Source organism: Streptomyces sp. NPDC044921, assembly GCF_056432865.1.
Genome location: NZ_JBWKIF010000019.1, coordinates 27,138 through 43,698, shown reverse-complemented (window position 1 = coordinate 43,698; position 16,561 = coordinate 27,138). Strand labels below are relative to the sequence as shown.

9 protein-coding genes are annotated in these 16,561 nt (G+C 72.4%); 8 read left to right on the top strand and 1 reads right to left on the bottom strand.

What is annotated here, in order from left to right; all coding sequences use genetic code 11:
• Positions 1 to 24: 24 nt before the first annotated feature.
• The 8 genes from AC07DA_RS26815 (at position 25) to AC07DA_RS26780 (ending at position 14,119) form a co-directional block, all read left to right on the top strand.
• Positions 25 to 4,389, top strand: coding sequence for an Rne/Rng family ribonuclease (locus AC07DA_RS26815; protein ID WP_479130752.1), 4,365 nt, complete (start codon positions 25 to 27; stop codon positions 4,387 to 4,389).
• A 267-nt stretch (positions 4,390 to 4,656) separates the two neighbouring features.
• Positions 4,657 to 4,977, top strand: coding sequence for a 50S ribosomal protein L21 (gene rplU / locus AC07DA_RS26810; RefSeq protein ID WP_003990208.1), 321 nt, complete (start codon positions 4,657 to 4,659; stop codon positions 4,975 to 4,977).
• Positions 4,978 to 4,991: 14 nt separating this feature from the next.
• Positions 4,992 to 5,246: a 50S ribosomal protein L27 gene (gene rpmA / locus AC07DA_RS26805; RefSeq protein ID WP_010041940.1), complete on the top strand. Its 255-nt coding sequence runs from the start codon at positions 4,992 to 4,994 to the stop codon at positions 5,244 to 5,246.
• Positions 5,247 to 5,370: 124 nt separating this feature from the next.
• Complete coding sequence (gene obgE / locus AC07DA_RS26800; protein WP_479130751.1) at positions 5,371 to 6,804, top strand: GTPase ObgE; 1,434 nt, start codon at positions 5,371 to 5,373, stop codon at positions 6,802 to 6,804.
• A gap of 275 nt (positions 6,805 to 7,079) precedes the next feature.
• Positions 7,080 to 8,630 carry an alkaline phosphatase D family protein gene (locus AC07DA_RS26795; RefSeq protein WP_479130750.1) on the top strand — a complete coding sequence of 517 codons (1,551 nt, stop codon included), beginning with the start codon at positions 7,080 to 7,082 and terminating at the stop codon, positions 8,628 to 8,630.
• 331 nt (positions 8,631 to 8,961) lie between these two features.
• Positions 8,962 to 10,458: a D-ribitol-5-phosphate cytidylyltransferase gene (locus AC07DA_RS26790; RefSeq protein ID WP_479130749.1), complete on the top strand. Its 1,497-nt coding sequence runs from the start codon at positions 8,962 to 8,964 to the stop codon at positions 10,456 to 10,458.
• A gap of 204 nt (positions 10,459 to 10,662) precedes the next feature.
• Positions 10,663 to 12,747, top strand: coding sequence for a hypothetical protein (locus tag AC07DA_RS26785; RefSeq protein ID WP_479130844.1), 2,085 nt, complete (start codon positions 10,663 to 10,665; stop codon positions 12,745 to 12,747).
• A 163-nt stretch (positions 12,748 to 12,910) separates the two neighbouring features.
• On the top strand, positions 12,911 to 14,119 hold the full coding sequence (locus AC07DA_RS26780; protein WP_479130748.1) for a glycosyltransferase family 2 protein: 1,209 nt from the start codon (positions 12,911 to 12,913) through the stop codon (positions 14,117 to 14,119).
• A gap of 118 nt (positions 14,120 to 14,237) precedes the next feature.
• Here the strand turns inward: AC07DA_RS26780 and AC07DA_RS26775 are convergent, their stop codons facing one another.
• The gene (locus AC07DA_RS26775; RefSeq protein WP_479130843.1) at positions 14,238 to 16,274 is read right to left on the bottom strand and encodes a hypothetical protein; all 2,037 of its coding nucleotides are present in this window, start codon (positions 16,272 to 16,274) and stop codon (positions 14,238 to 14,240) included.
• Between the last annotated feature and the right edge of the window lie 287 nt (positions 16,275 to 16,561).

Genomic DNA, 16,561 nt, shown 5'->3' with positions numbered 1-16,561 from the left:
GAGCCTGACGGGAGAAAAGCCCGCATGCTCGAACCGACCGAACCCACAGAGTCCTCCCAGGGCTCCGACGAGAACACCCCGAGCGACACCCTGCCGCCCCGCCGGCGGCGCCGTGCCGCGTCCCGCCCGGCCGGTCCGCCCGCCGGTGCCACCGACGCGCCGGCGGAGACCGTCGCCCCGGCCGTACCGGCCGCCGAGGCCGAGGAGCTCACGGCGATCGACGCCGAGGAGACCGCCGCCGAGACCGAGGGGACCGCCGAGACCGAGGAGTCCGCCGCCGAGGCCGCCACCGGCGTGACGGAGCCCGCCGAGACGGCCGGGACCTCCGCGGCGGAGGACAGCGCGCCCGCCGGGCGCAAGCGGCGCCGTGTGGTGCGCCGCGCCTCCGCGCCGGCCGGGGCACCGGCCTCCGATGCCGCCGCCGAGACGGTGCTGCCCGCGACCGCCGCCGCTCCCGCCGCCCCCGAGGCGCCGCAGCAGGCCGAGGTCCCCGCCCCCGCCGAGGACCCCGCTCCCCGGCGCACCCGGCGCCGCGCGACCCGCAGCGTCACCTCGCCCGCCGCCGCCTCCGCCGAGGCCGACGCTCCGGCGCAGAGCGAGCAGCCGGACCGGACCGCGCGCACCGAGCGGACGGACCAGGCCGCGAGCGCGGCGGTCGACGCCGAGCCGGCCGAGGCCCAGCCGGGCGCCGCCCAGACCGGCACCGCAGGTGCCGACGCACCCGACGAGGGCGCTGCGCGCCGTACCCGCCGACGTGCCTCCCGGCGCGTGTCCGCGCCCGCCGGAGCGCCCGTGGCCGCCGAAGCGGCCGGCTCCGGCCCGGACGCCGGCGCCGACGCGTCCGCCTCCACCGCCCAGCCCGCCGAGGCGTCCGCGGACTCGCCCGAGGAGGCGCAGGCCCCCGTGACCGACAGCCCCGCCGAACCGGTCCGCAGGTCGCGGTCCCGGTCCCGCGCCAAGGCCGCCGCCGAGCCGGCCCCCGCCTCCGAGGCTCTCGACGCCGCCGCCGAGGCCGCTCCCGCCGCGCAGGCTCCCGGCCAGACCCCCGCCGCGTCCGAAGCGCCCGCAGCCGCCGCCGAGTCCGCCGAGGACGCCGCACCGCGGCGCCGTCGCCGGGTCGTGCGCCGCGCCGCCGGCGGGTTCGCCGAGCCCGCCCAGCCCGCCCGGCGTGCCGCCGGTGCCGCCGCCGGTGAGAGCGAGGGGCCGGCGCGCCCCGCACGGCCCGCCGTCGCCCTCTTCCAGCCGCCCGTCTTCACCGAGCCCCAGTTCCAGACCCCGGAGCGGGCCGCCGCCGCGGCCGCCGCCGAGGCGGCCGGAGCCGAGGAGCCCGAGGACCTCACGCAGGACACGCCGGACGCACACGACGACCGGTCCGACCGGGACGAGCAGGCCTCCGGATCCCGCCGCCGCCGCAGGCGCCGGGGCGGCGAGGAGCCCGAGGCCCAGGCCGCCGAGACCGCCGTCGAGGAGCCGGAGGAGGCCGAGGAGTCCGTCGAGGACGAGGCCGAGGGCGACGACCAGGACGACGCCGAGGAGCCCGGCTCGCGCCGGCGCCGCCGCCGGGGCGGTCGCCGCCGCCGGCGCGGCGAGTCCGCCGAGAACGACGGCGACGCCGAGTCCGGCGACTCCGACGAGATCGCCGCCGCCCAGGCCGCGCAGGACGCCGAGGACACCGCCGAGCAGGCCGAGGAGGACCGCGAGGACGCCGACGAGGCCTCTGACCGGGACGACTCGTCCGGCGGGAACGGCTCCAGCAGCAGCCGCAGGCGTCGTCGCCGCCGTCGTCGCGCCGGTGACTCCGGCCTCGACGCCGAGCCCTCCGACGACGACCCCGAGCGCACGGTCGTCAAGGTCCGCGAGCCCCGCCCCGCCCGGGAGAAGGGCGAGCCCTCCGACGAGGTGCAATCCATCAAGGGCTCGACCCGGCTGGAGGCCAAGAAGCAGCGCCGCCGCGAAGGGCGCGAGCAGGGCCGCCGGCGCGTGCCGATCATCACCGAGGCCGAGTTCCTGGCCCGCCGCGAGGCCGTCGAGCGGGTGATGGTCGTCCGCCAGCACGGCGACCGCACGCAGATCGGTGTCCTGGAGGACGGCGTGCTCGTCGAGCACTACGTCAACAAGGAGCAGTCGACCTCGTACGTCGGCAACGTCTACCTCGGCAAGGTGCAGAACGTGCTGCCGTCGATGGAGGCCGCCTTCATCGACATCGGCAAGGGCCGCAACGCCGTGCTGTACGCCGGTGAGGTCAACTTCGAGGCGCTCGGCATGGCCAACGGGCCGCGCCGCATCGAGACCGCCCTGAAGTCCGGGCAGTCCGTGCTGGTCCAGGTGACCAAGGACCCGATCGGGCACAAGGGCGCGCGTCTGACCAGCCAGGTCTCCCTGCCCGGCCGCTACCTGGTCTATGTCCCCGAGGGGTCGATGACCGGCATCAGCCGCAAGCTGCCCGACACCGAGCGGGCCCGGCTGAAGACCATCCTCAAGAAGATCGTCCCCGAGGACGCGGGCGTCATCGTGCGCACCGCCGCCGAGGGCGCGAGCGAGGACGAGCTGCGCCGGGACGTCGAGCGGCTGCAGCAGCAGTGGGAGGACATCCAGAAGAAGGCCAAGAACGGCAACGCGCCGACGCTGCTGTACGGCGAGCCGGACATGACCGTCCGGGTCGTGCGCGACATCTTCAACGAGGACTTCTCCAAGGTCGTCGTCAGCGGCGACGAGGCCTGGTCGACGATCCACGGGTACGTCTCGCACGTCGCGCCCGACCTCGCCGAGCGGCTGCAGAAGTGGACCTCCGAGGTCGACGTCTTCGCCACGTACCGGATCGACGAGCAGCTCGCCAAGGCCCTCGACCGCAAGGTCTGGCTGCCCAGCGGCGGCTCGCTGGTGATCGACCGGACCGAGGCGATGGTCGTGGTCGACGTCAACACCGGGAAGTTCACCGGCCAGGGCGGCAACCTCGAGGAGACCGTCACCCGCAACAACCTGGAGGCGGCCGAGGAGATCGTCCGCCAGCTGCGCCTGCGCGACCTCGGCGGCATCATCGTCATCGACTTCATCGACATGGTGCTGGAGTCCAACCGGGACCTGGTGCTGCGGCGCCTGCTGGAGTGCCTGGGCCGGGACCGTACGAAGCACCAGGTCGCCGAGGTGACCTCGCTGGGCCTGGTGCAGATGACCCGCAAGCGGGTGGGCCAGGGCCTGCTGGAGTCCTTCTCCGAGACCTGCGTCCACTGCAACGGCCGCGGTGTCATCGTGCACATGGAGCAGCCGACCTCCACCGGGGGCGGCGGCAAGCGCAAGAAGCGTGCCCGCGCCGGTGCCGCCGACCAGCCGCACGTCCACGAGGCGGCCGTCGAGACCGCCGAGCAGGAGGCGGAGGCCGAGACCGAGGCCGAGGTCGTCGCCGAGGCCGCCGAGCCGATCGCGCTGTCCGAGCCGGCCTTCGAGCCGGACGAGGAGCTGTACAGCAGCGCCGCCGAGGCGGAGGCCGCGGCCACCCGCGGCCGGTCGCGGCGCCGGGCGAGCCGGCGCGCGTCGGCCCCGGCGGGCGCGCCGCGCGGCGAGTCCGCGAGGGCGCAGCGCGGGACGGCCGAGCCGGTCGCGGACCGGGCCGAGCGGGCCGTGGTCCCCACGGCGCAGGACGTGACCGCGGCGGAGGAGGCCGCCCGCCCCGTGCAGCCGGAGCCGGCCGCCGAGGCGCAGGCCGAGCCGGTGGCCGTGGAGGACCCGGTGGTCGAGGCGGCACCGGCCGCTCCGGCCGAGCAGCCGGAGCAGTCCGCTCCGGCCGAGCAGTCCGCTCCGGCCGAGGAGGCCGCGCCGAAGGGCCGCACCCGGCGGCGGGCCACCCGCAAGGTCTCCGCTCCGGCCGGTTCGCCGGCGGGCGCCGAGGCGGCCGTGGTGACGGTGGCCGAGACCGCGCCCGCCGCCTCCGGGGCCCCGGAGGCGGACGAGCAGGCCGAGCAGGCCGAGCAGGCAGGACAGCAGGCCGGAACGGTCGCCGAGGCGCCCGCCGAGAGCGCTGCCCCGGCCCGTCCGCGACGCCGTGCGGTGCGCAAGTCCACGGCGCCGACCGCGTCCGAGGAGGCGGCCGTGCTGGTCGTCCCGTCGGCCGCTTCCGAGGAGGCCCCGCAGGCCGCCGAGGACGGCGCGCAGGAGGGTGCCGCGGAGTCCGCCCCGGCCAAGAAGACGGCCCGCAAGACGGCCAAGAAGGCCACGGCGAAGAAGGCCGCCACCAAGAAGACCGCGGCGAAGAAGACCGCGGCCAAGAAGACGACGGCCAAGAAGGCGGCGAAGACCACCAAGACGGCCGCCAAGAAGGCCACGTCGAAGAAGACGGTCGCGGCGGAGCAGTCCTCCGGGGCCTCCGTCACGGCCTCCACCGACGAGGCCTGACCGGCCCGTACGTCCCCGGGGCGTGCGTGATCCACGCGCGCGCCCCGGCGGGCGTGACCGGCGTGACCGGTCGCACAGGGGGCGGGCCCGGCTCGGTTTGACCCCTTCGGCCGCGGCCCCGTAACCTTGACCGTCGGCGTGTCGACTGACGCGTCACATCCCCGTAAACCTCATCCTCCGGGCGCCGGGCGCCCAGGAGAGGCCGCCCGCGTGTCGGGCGGCTGGCCTGCGGGGGTGCCGTTTCCCGAGCGAGAGAGTGAGTTCCGCGTGTACGCCATCGTGCGCAGCGGTGGTCGCCAGCACAAGGTTGCTGTCGGCGACATCGTTGAGGTTGACAAGATTTCCACTGCCAAGGTTGGCGACACGGTCGAGCTCTCGACCCTGCTCGTTGTCGACGGCGACGCCGTGACCAGCGACCCGTGGGTGCTGGCCGGCATCAAGGTCCAGGCCGAGGTCGTGGACCACCACAAGGGGCAGAAGATCGACATTCTGCGCTACAAGAACAAGACCGGTTACCGCCGTCGCCAGGGCCACCGCCAGCAGTACACGGCGATCAAGGTCACCGAGATCCCCACGGCTGCGAAGTAAGGGACTGAGGAGAAATGGCACACAAGAAGGGCGCATCGTCCACTCGGAACGGTCGCGACTCCAATGCCCAGCGGCTCGGCGTGAAGCGCTTCGGCGGTCAGGTCGTCAACGCTGGTGAGATCCTGGTCCGTCAGCGCGGCACCCACTTCCACCCGGGTGCGGGCGTCGGCCGTGGCGGCGACGACACGCTGTTCGCGCTGCAGGCCGGTTCGGTGCAGTTCGGCACGCACCGTGGCCGCAAGGTCGTGAACATCGTTCCGGTCGCCTGATCGGACACCCTCGCGAGGCGGACCTCACTTCCCGTTGCGGGAAGGCGGGTCCGCCTTTCGCTTGTTGAACAAGTACAACTCGTTGAACAAGTAAATCTCGCACGTACTTCTGGAGGCACCCACCATGACCACCTTCGTGGACCGCGTCGAGCTGCACGTCGCCGCGGGTAACGGAGGCCACGGCTGTGCCTCCGTCCACCGTGAAAAGTTCAAGCCGCTGGGCGGCCCGGACGGCGGCAACGGCGGTCGCGGCGGGGACGTGATCCTCACCGTCGACCAGTCCGTCACCACGCTGCTCGACTACCACCACTCCCCGCACCGCAAGGCCACCAACGGCAAGCCCGGCGAGGGCGGCAACCGTTCCGGCAAGGACGGGCAGGACCTCGTCCTGCCGGTGCCGGACGGCACGGTCGTGCTGGACAAGGCGGGCAACGTCCTCGCGGACCTCGTCGGACAGGGCACCTCGTACGTCGCCGCGCAGGGCGGCCGGGGCGGGCTCGGCAACGCGGCCCTGGCCTCGGCCCGGCGCAAGGCGCCCGGGTTCGCGCTGCTCGGCGAGCCGGGGGACGTGCAGGACATCGTCCTGGAGCTGAAGACGGTCGCCGACGTGGCGCTCGTGGGCTACCCGAGCGCGGGCAAGTCGTCGCTGATCTCGGTGCTGAGCGCCGCCAAGCCGAAGATCGCCGACTACCCCTTCACCACGCTGGTGCCGAACCTCGGCGTCGTCACGGCCGGTTCGACGGTCTACACGATCGCCGACGTGCCCGGGCTGATCCCCGGGGCCAGCCAGGGCAAGGGCCTGGGGCTCGAGTTCCTGCGGCACGTGGAGCGGTGCAGCGTGCTCGTGCACGTCCTGGACACCGCCACGCTGGAGTCGGACCGCGACCCGCTCTCCGACCTCGACATCATCGAGGAGGAGCTGCGCCAGTACGGCGGGCTGGACGACCGGCCGCGCATGGTCGTGCTGAACAAGATCGACGTACCGGACGGCAAGGACCTGGCCGAGATGGTGCGGCCCGACCTGGAGGCGCGCGGCTACCGCGTGTTCGAGGTGTCGGCCGTGGCGCACCTGGGGCTGAAGGAGCTGTCGTTCGCGCTCGCCGAGCTCGTGGCGCAGGCGCGCGCCGCGAAGCCGAAGGAAGAGGCCACGCGGATCGTCATCCGGCCCAAGGCCGTGGACGACACCGGCTTCACCGTGACCCGCGAGGACGACGTCTTCCGGGTGCGCGGCGAGAAGCCCGAGCGGTGGGTGCGGCAGACCGACTTCAACAACGACGAGGCGGTCGGCTACCTGGCGGACCGGCTCAACCGGCTCGGCGTCGAGGAGGCGCTGATGAAGGCCGGCGCCCGGGGTGGCGACGGCGTCGCCATCGGCCCCGAGGAGAACGCGGTCGTCTTCGACTGGGAGCCGTCCGTGACGGCCGGTGCGGAGATGCTCGGCCGGCGCGGCGAGGACCACCGCTTCGAGGAGTCGCGTCCTGCCGCGCAGCGCCGCAGGGACCGGCAGGCCGAGCGGGACGAGGCGCAGCAGGAGTTCGACGACTTCGAGCCGTTCTGAGCCGAGCCCTTTCCCCCGACGGGTCGTACGGGGCCGCGCGGCTGAGGATTACGGACCCTCCCGCGCGGCCACCGCCCCCGGGGTTTCGCTCACCCACCTCTAACTGAACACCTGTCAGACTCGCCCCGGCAACGGCTTGTTCCAGCGCTGGCGGCGGGTCTTCTTTTGTCTGCTTAGTTGTCATGTACGTGAACCCCGGCGTTCAGCGGGTGGACCGCCCGCGAGCGTGAAGCTTCCCCGTGTCCATGTGGCCAGCGAGGTAAGGGAGTCAGCCGATGACCGGAGCAGTATCCCCCGACCGACGCCGCTTTCTGACCGCCGGCGCCGCGGTGCTCGGTGCCGCGGCCTCCGCCCAGCTGTGGCTCCCGGCCGCCGCGCACGCAGCCGAAACGCCGCTGCCCGACGGAGTGTTCAGCCTCGGCGTCGCCTCCGGGGACCCGCTCCCGGACGGCATCGTGCTGTGGACCAGGCTCGCCCCCGACCCGCTGAACGGCGGCGGCATGCCGGACCGCGTGGTGCCCGTGGAGTGGCAGGTCGCCGAGGACCACCGGTTCAGAAAGGTCGTCCGCAGGGGTACCGCCCAGGCCCGTCCCGCGTACGGGCACAGCGTTCACGTGGACGTACGCGGGCTGCGCGCGGACCGCGCCCACTGGTACCGCTTCCGCGCCGGCGGCCGGCTCTCGCCCGTGGGCCGCACCCGCACCGCGCCCCACCCCTACTCCGCCGGCGGCTCCCTGCGCATGGCCCTCGCCTCCTGCCAGAACTGGCAGCACGGCTACTTCACGCCCTACGCGGACATGCTCGACCAGGACCCGGACGTCGTGGTGTTCGTCGGCGACTACATCTACGAGTCCACGCCCTCGGCGACGGCCCTGCGCCGGCACGAGGGCACCGGCGAGCCGTTCAGCCTCGTCCAGTACCGCAACCGGTACGCCCAGTACCGCACCGACCCGGACCTCGCGGCGATGCACGCCAACGCGCCCTTCGTGGTGAGCTTCGACGACCACGAGGTGGACAACGACTTCGCCGGCGAGATCCCGCAGGACCCGGACAAGCAGCCGCACGACGCGTTCGTGGCCCGCCTGACCGCGGCCTACCAGGCGTTCTACGAGCACATGCCGGTCCGCGCCACCGCCGTGCCGAACGGCCCCCACATCCGGATGTACCGCCGCCTGGAGTTCGGCCGCCTGGCCCGGCTCAACGTCCTGGACACCCGCCAGTACCGCAGCGACCAGGCCACCAGTCAGGAGGGCGCCCAGGGCCCGTCGCTGACCATGCTGGGCGCGCGGCAGAGGCAGTGGCTGCTGAACGGCCTCCAAAACTCGCCTGCCCGCTGGAACCTCATCGCCTCGCAGATCATGATGGCCGAGACGGACCTCAAGGTCGGCGAGGGCAAGCTCTGGTTCTACGACGCCTGGGACGGCTACCAGGCCGAACGCAACCGGTTCCTCAAGGAGTTCAAGCAGGTCCGCAATCCGGTGGTGCTCTCCGGCGACCGGCACCTGACGATGATCAGCGACCTCAAGGAGGACTACGCCGACCCCGACTCCGCGGTCGTCGGCGCCGAGTTCGTCGGCACCTCCGTCTCCAGCAACGGCGACCAGGACCAGGAGGCGTTCCGCAGGGAGTGGGACCCGCGGCGGCCGGACAACCCGCACTGGAAACTGCTCGACGCGCACCGCGGCTACCACCTGTTCGACATCCGCCGCGCGGGCATCGACGCGCAGGTGCGGGTGGTCGACACCGTGCGGCAGCCGCGGGCGACGCCGAGCACACTGGCCCGGCTCCGCGTCGAGGCGGGCCGGCCGGGCGTGGAGGTCGTCTGACCGCCACACCCGTACGCCGGGGCACACGGGAGCCCGGGACTCTTCGGAGTCCCGGGCTCCCGCCGTACGGGCGCGGCCCGGCCTGCGGGCGCCACCTTGCCCGCACCGAGACCGAATTGCCGCGGAATCTTGATCCGCAACTCCTTGTGGAGTTACTCACAGCAAATAGAGGGACCCTCGCGACCCCCTGGAACCGTCTCTCCAATCACCAGCAGTACCAGGTGAATGACAGGTTGCGCGCACATATGCGGTGGAGGGCGCTCACCTTGCACTGCGGTAACCAAGAGTGGGACCATTTCCAAGTTCCCTGTCGCCCCAAGGTAGGTCACCTGTGTCCCAGCACATAGCCAAGCCCCGTACCACCGCAGTGATCCTGGCCGGTGGCACCGGTCAGCGGGTGGGTCTGTCGATCCCCAAGCAGCTGCTGAAGATCGCCGGCAAGGCAGTCATCGAGCACACGCTGACCACCTTCGAGAACGCCGACTCGATCGACGACATCATCGTGCTGATGGCGCAGGGCTACGTGCCCGACGTCGAGAAGATCGTCGCGAAGGCCGGTTTCAAGAAGGTCTCGAAGATCATCGAGGGCGGTTCCACGCGGAACGAGACCACCGAGCGCGCCATCGCGGCCCTCGGTGAGGGTCTCGCCGAGGGCGAGGACCTCAACGTCCTCTTCCACGACGCCGTGCGCCCCCTGCTGTCGCAGCGCGTCATCGACGACTGCGTCACCGCGCTGGAGCGCTACCAGGCCGTCGACGTGGCCATCCCGTCCGCGGACACCATCATCGTCACGCGCACGCACGGCCAGGACGGCGAGTTCATCACCGAGATCCCGGACCGCTCCCGGCTGCGCCGCGGCCAGACGCCGCAGGCCTTCAAGCTGTCCACGATCAAGCGGGCCTACGAGGTCGCCGCCGGCGACCCCAACTTCCAGGCCACCGACGACTGCTCGGTCGTGCTCAAGTACCTGCCCGACGTGCCGATCCACGTCGTCGCGGGTGACGAGTACAACATGAAGGTCACCCAGCCCGTCGACGTCTTCATCGCCGACAAGCTCTTCCAGCTCGCCTCCACGGCCGCGCCCGAGCAGGTCTCCGAGGAGGCCTACCGCAAGCTGCTGACCGGCAAGACGGTCGTGGTCTTCGGCGGCTCCTACGGCATCGGCAAGGACATCGCCGAGCTCGCCGGGTCCTACGGCGCCTCGGTCTACGCCCTCGGCCGCTCCACCACCGGCACCCACGTGGAGAACCCGGAGGAGGTCGACGACGCGCTGTCCAAGGCGTACGCCGAGACCGGCCGGATCGACTACGTGGTCAACACCGCGGGCGTGCTGCGCATCGGCAAGCTCGCCGAGACCGACAACGCCACCATCGAGGAGGCGCTGAAGGTCAACTACCTGGCCCCGGTGCAGATCGCGCGCTCGTCCTACAAGTACCTGTCGGAGACCAAGGGCCAGCTGCTGCTGTACACCTCCAGCAGCTACACCCGCGGCCGCGCCGAGTACAGCCTGTACTCCTCGACCAAGGCCGCGATGGTGAACCTCACCCAGGCCCTGTCCGACGAGTGGGCCGGTGACGGCGTCCGCGTCAACTGCATCAACCCCGAGCGCACCGCGACCCCCATGCGCACCAAGGCCTTCGGCCAGGAGCCCGCGGGTTCCCTGCTGTCCTCCGAGGCGGTCGCCCGTACGTCGCTCGACGTGCTGCTGTCCGAGCTGACCGGGCACGTCATCGACGTCCGCCAGCAGGACCCGACGGCCGGCGCGGCCCGCGCGTCCGGCTTCGAGCAGGCCCTGGCCTCGGTGCTGGACCGGCAGGACGGCGTGTAATAATTGGCGGCAATTGGACTTCAGTAATTCAGGCCTCTGCGCCCTCCTGTTAACGGGGATCCGTCATCAGGAGTGTTCGCAGGGGCCTGAATCCATACAGTCCCCGCGAATATTCACAGACCAGCCGCATTCAGAACCAAGACCGGCACACCCCTCCCAAGAGCAGGTTTCTCCGTGATATCCACCGCTATTCGCGTCGCCCGGGTGGGCAGCGCGGCCGAGCTGGCCGCGGCGGTCCTCATGGTGGCGGGCTTCCCCGCCCTCATGCTGGCCGCGCTCGTCCCGAGCGTTCCCGCCTTCGCGGCAGCGGCCGCCGTGACGTACCTGGCGGACCACTATCTGCACCGCAAGGGCAGCTACCTGATCAACCGCCTCGGCAAGGTCCGGGCCGGCCTGTCGATCCGCTTCCTGATCCGGCAGCTGCTCCTGGTCCTGCTGCTGGCCCGGCTGTCCCTCGCGGACAACCTGATCTACTACGGCGCGATCGCCTGCTTCATCGCCTTCTACGGTCTGCAGGCCCCGCACGGCGCGTTGGTGCAGCTCATCCGCAACCGCCGCCGCATGCCGGTCGCCACGCGCAACGTCGACCTGAAGTCCCGCATCCGCATCCCGGACGCCCCGCCGCGCGGGCTGCTGCACCGCTCCGCCGAGAAGATGCTGCACCTCGACCTCGCGGCGGTCGTCGGCATCCTGCTCGCCGCGCAGCTGAAGTCGTCCCTGATCGGTTTCGCCGGCATCGGCGTCACGGTGGCCCTCGCCACCCTGTACGTCCTCGCCCTGGTGCCGTACGTGCGCGGCCGGAGGATCCCGCCGAACGCCGAGCGCGTGCTGGCCGCCGTCGACGACTGGCTGGGCGAGTACAAGCCGGAGACGGTGCTGTACTTCTCCGGTTCCAAGGACTCCGCGTACCAGGTCAACATGTGGCTGGACACCATGGAGAAGCTGGACTCCAAGCCGCTGATCATCCTGCGCGAGCGGGTCATCCTGAACAACCTGGCGCCCACCACGGTCCCCGTCATCTGCGTGCCCGGAGGGGTGCACCTGATGAACCTGGACCTGTCCACGGTGCGCGTCGCGCTCTACGCGGCCAACGTCGGCAAGAACATCCACCTGCTGCGCGTGCCCACCATGAAGCACGTCTTCATCGGCCACGGCGACAGCGACAAGCTCGCCAGCGTCAACCCGTTCAGCAAGGTCTACGACGAGGTGTGGACGGCCGGCCGCGCGGGCCGCGACCGCTACGCCATCGCCGACGTAGGCGTCCGCGACGAGGACATCGTCGAGGTCGGCCGCCCCCAGCTCGCCCCCATCCAGCCGTGGCGGGGCGTGCCCGAGGGCCGCGTCCCGACCGTGCTGTACGCCCCCACCTGGGAGGGCTGGGACGGCAACCCGGGCAACACCTCGCTCGTGCTGGCCGGCGAGAACATCGTGCGCAAGCTGGTCGCCGCCGACCCGCCCGTGCGTGTGCTGTACAAGCCGCACCCGTTCACCGGCACGGTCAGCAAGGAGGCCGGCGCCGCCCACCAGCGCGTCACCGCCCTGGTCCGCAAGGCCGCCGCGGAGCGTGCCATGGACCCGCGTTTCGTCGCCGACACCGCCGCCCAGGCGCAGGCCAAGGCCGAGCTGGACCGGATCGAGGCCCGGCTGGCCCAGCTGTCCGGCGCCGGCAACGACCGCGGCGACGAGGCCGAGGCCACCCGTGACGGGCTGCTCGACGCCGCCCGGCACGAGGAGGTCGCCCGGCTGCGCGCCGAGTGGAACGACGCCTACTGGCGTTCCTTCCCGAGCTGGGAGCACCGGGTCATCACCGGCGCCGAGCCGCGGCTGTACGACTGCTTCAACGTCTCGGACGCGATGGTCTCCGACATCTCCAGCGTGGTCTCCGACTTCATCGCCAGCGGCAAGCCGTACGCGGTGACGGACTCCGCCGAGGTGGGGGTCGAGGAGTTCAAGCGGAACAACACGGCGGTGCGTGCCGCGGTCATCCTCTCCAACAGCGCGAACGAGCTGGGCGAGCTGCTGAGCGCGGTGCGCGACCCGGCCGCCGACCCGCTCGCGGAGGACCGCAAGGAGCTCAAGCAGTACCTGCTGGGCCCGGATGAGCCGACCTCCCTGGAGCAGTTCAACACCGCTGTCGCGAACCTCGCGCTGAAGGCCGAGACGCGCAACGTCGGCCAGCAGTCACGGGACGCGGCCGCCCTGGCCGAGGCCGAGGCCGAGCTGGCGAACGCCGTGCCCGGGCAGCGGGTGTCCACGGCCGGTGACACGGACGGAGTCGGCGCGGGCTGAACCGCCGCCCACCGCCGAACCCTTTTTCCCGTTTCCTGTCCGTTCACCACGTGATGTGTCCCACTCATACCGGTGTGCGAGGCAACCGCTTGCCTCGATCACCCGTCTATCAAGTAGCGAATGAGGCGATACGGGGGGAATATCCCATTGACTAGGGGGAAACGTGACCGTGACGCAGCCTGATGTGAGCGTGATCATCGGGGCGTACGAAGCGATGCCGTACCTGATCGAGTGCCTTTCGTCCGTCGAGGCGCAGACCATCGATCCGGAGCGCGTCGAGGTCATCGCGGTGGACGACGGGTCGACGGACGGCACGGGGGAGTACCTGGAGGAGTTCGCCGGGCGGACCGCCCTGCGGGTCACGGTGGTCCGGCAGAAGAACTCCGGCGGTCCCAGCGGCCCGCGCAACGTGGGCCTGGGCAAGGCGAGCGGGCGCTACGTCTTCTTCCTGGACGCCGACGACCGGCTGGGCCCCGAGGCGCTGGAGCGGATGGTGGCGATGGCCGACCGCGCCGGCACCGACGTCGTCCTCGGCAAGGTCGAGGGCGTCAACCGCTCGGCCCCGAAGTCCATGTGGGGCCAGACGGTGGAGCGGACGGACGTCTACTCCTCCAACATCAAGTTCACGCTGAGCGCGCAGAAGCTGTTCCGGCGCGAGCTGCTGGACCGGCACGGCATGCGGTTCGACGAGTCGCTGTTCACCGGCGAGGACGCGCTGTTCACGATGGAGGCCTACCTCCGGGCGAACGGCGTCTCGGTGGTCGCCGACCACACCTGCTACTACCTGGTCGGCCGCGACGACGGCAAGCACGTGACCAAGAGCGGCGGTTACACGCTGCGTTTCGACTCCGCGCGCGCCCTGATGAAGCTCATCGCCGAGCTCGTCCCCGCGGGCGGCCGGCGCGACCAGCTGATGGTCCGGCCCTTCCTGGTCACGCTGCTGCCGCAGTTCGGCCCGAAGTACGCCACCGACAGCGAGGAGGTCCGCCGGCACAAGCTGGAGCTGGCCAAGCCCCTGATGGACGCCTACTGGACCGAGGGCGTCGCCCAGCGCCTGAAGGTCCACGAGCGGCTGCGCCTGCACCTGGTCGCCGAGCAGCGCGCGGACCTGCTCCTCGACGTGGTGAAGTTCGTCAAGGCCAAGAAGCAGGCGGCGGCCCTCCTGGAGCGGAAGGGCCGCCGCGTCTACCTGGTCTATCCGCACTTCCGCGACCGCGCCGCGGGCATCCCCGACGCCGTCTACCTCGCCGAGCCCCGCGAGGCCCGGGCGTTCCCGGGCTACCGGGAGGGTGGCGTCGACACGTTCGTACGGCGCGCGGCGCGCAAGGCGCGGCGCGCGCTGACGTCCCGGCAGGTGCGGCCGGCGGCCTGAACGGGAGCGGGGCCGGGGGGTTTCCCCCCGGCCCCGTCGTCGTGCTGCCGCTGCGTCGTCGTCTCGTTCCTCGTGCCGCCGGCCAGGGCCGTGCGGTGACGTCGGCGCGGCCGGCGTGTCAGCGCGGTGCGGTCGGAACCGCCGTTTCCGTGCGCTGGCCGGGCAGCTCCGCGGCCAGTCGCTCCGCCACCCGCGCCCGGTGGTCCCGGGCCCTCGCGCACAGCGCCCGCACGGCCTGGTTGAAGCGCTCCTGCGACGACGGCTCGTCCGGGCCCAGCAGCCGCCGCTTCAGCTCGGCGCGCGCCTCGGCCAGTTCGTCCTTCTCCGGGTGCCGCACCGCCTCCAGCAGACCCGGCACCCCGGCCGCGTCCGGCGTCAGCACGGTCGCCGCCGCCACCGTCGGGAACGCCGCGCGGAAGGCGTCCTCGTCCAGCCCGCTGGTGTTGGCCACCGCGTACGGCTTCCCGCTGGCCAGGAAGTCGCTGATGACGCTGGACACGTCGCTGATCAGCAGGTCGGCCGCGTTGAAGCAGGAGTACAGCGCGGGCCTGGCGTCCGTGACGATCTGGTGCTCGCCCTCCGGCAGCGAGGCCCAGTAGGCCTCCTCCCACGCGGCGGTCGCCCGCGTCACCGCCTCCGCGCGGCCCGGCTCCGGTGCCGACTGCACCAGCATCCGCTCCACCGTGTCGGCTCCCGGGCGGAAGTCGGACGTGGTGAGCCGGTCCAGCTCGGCGGTGCGGCGCGCCAGTTCCGCCCCGGCCGGCGGACGCGTCGCCGCCCGCTCCCGGTTCGCCGCCCGGATCAGCTCCCGGACGCGCAGGTCGGCCGCGCCCGCGCGCGGGTCCACCGACCCCGTCAGCGGATGCGGCTTGTACAGCACCCGCACGCCCGGGTCGGCGAGCAGCGCCCGCACCAGGTTCTCGCCGGCGGCGATCAGCGAGGTGTTGCCGGGGTTGCCGTCCCAGCCCTCCCAGGTCGGCGCGTACAGGACGGTCGTGTACGCCCCGGCCGGCGGACCCGCGTGGGGCAGCACTCCGTCCAGCTGCGGACGGCCCGTCTCCACCACGTCCTTGTCCTCGACGCCGACCTCGGCCAGCGCGTACCGCTCGCGCGCGGCCGGACCGGCCACCCACACCTCGTCGTACGCCTTCGCGTACGGGTTGCACGAGGACAGCTTGTCGCTCTCGCCGTGGTTGACGAAGGTGTGCTTGATCGTGGGGATGCGCAGCACCTGGGAGGTCTTGCCGGAGTTCGAGGGGTGGATGAGGACCTGGAGCGTGGAGTGCTCCAGCCGCATCAGCGTGGACACCTTCGGCAGGCACACGACCGGGATGTCCGTCGCCGCGATCTTCTGCACCATGAAGCGCTCGCGCAGCACGATGACCGGCCGGCCGTCCAGCTTCGCGAGCGGCTCCAGCCACATGTTCGCCTGGTAGGCCGAGGAGATGCCGCCGGAGAAGTACAGGCCGACCGTCGGCCGGTAGGAGGCCAGCCACGCGTCGAACCACTCCAGGACCCGCTGCTCGCCGGCCGGCCGGCGCCCCGGCAGCAGCCGCAGCAGCAGCGCGCCCAGTCCGGTCAGGGCGAGCAGCAGGGACAGCGCGACACCCCCGGCCGCGAGGAGCGGCCGGTCGCCCGCCGCGCCGGCCAGCAGACCGGCCGTCGCCGGCAGGCCGAACAGCAGCAGCCGCGGGCCGGGACGGCGCAGCAGCACGGCCGGGGCCGGGGACAGCCGCAGCGCCGAGGCGTCGATGTTGCGCGTCACCACCGGCAGGGTGCGGGTGCGGCGCACCAGCACCGAGGCCGCCTGGATCGCGCAGTGCAGCGCGTAGAACGCGAGCAGGCCGCCCACCAGCGGGGCGTACACCGTCTCCCGGTCCTGCTCGCCGATCCGCAGCAGCGCCACGACCAGCAGCAGGTCCCGCAGGACGTGGCGCACGGTGATGTCCGCGTGCGCCTTGGCGAACAGCGCCAGCACACCGCGCTGCCAGCGGTACAGGACGCCCTCGACGGCCAGGGACACGGCGGTCGCCGCGAGCAGCAGGGGCACGTGGGGCAGCAGCGCCGCGACCGCCTGGGCGGCGAACGCGGCGGCCAGGACGACGGTGACCAGCCCCTTCAGAAGGGCCGGCGGGCGGGGAAGAGGTACGGGCACTGCGGTCACTCCAGGAGCGTCGGTTCGGCGCAGGTCGGCCGTCCGGGTTAACGCGCGGCGACCTCCCGACGACACGCGCGTGTCCTCGTGCCGAGTCGGCGACTGCGCCGTGCCGCGCGGACGGACCGTAGCGGAACTTCGCACTCCTGTCGTGGGCCGGGCCGGATCACCGCGTCCGGCCCCGGGTGACACCGCCCGTACCGTCCGCAGCGTGGACCGGATCCGCGCCGCGTGCGCGCGTCCCGTAGATTTCCCGGTGAGGGACCGGAACGCAGCGAGGGGACGGA

Bases quoted from the DNA above. Each gene is read 5' to 3' on its own strand.
- AC07DA_RS26815 (WP_479130752.1), top strand. From the start codon at position 25: ATGCTCGAACCGACCGAACCCACAGAGTCCTCCCAGGGCTCCGACGAG.
- AC07DA_RS26795 (WP_479130750.1), top strand. From the start codon at position 7,080: ATGACCGGAGCAGTATCCCCCGACCGACGCCGCTTTCTGACCGCCGGC.
- obgE (WP_479130751.1), top strand. From the start codon at position 5,371: ATGACCACCTTCGTGGACCGCGTCGAGCTGCACGTCGCCGCGGGTAAC.
- rpmA (WP_010041940.1), top strand. From the start codon at position 4,992: ATGGCACACAAGAAGGGCGCATCGTCCACTCGGAACGGTCGCGACTCC.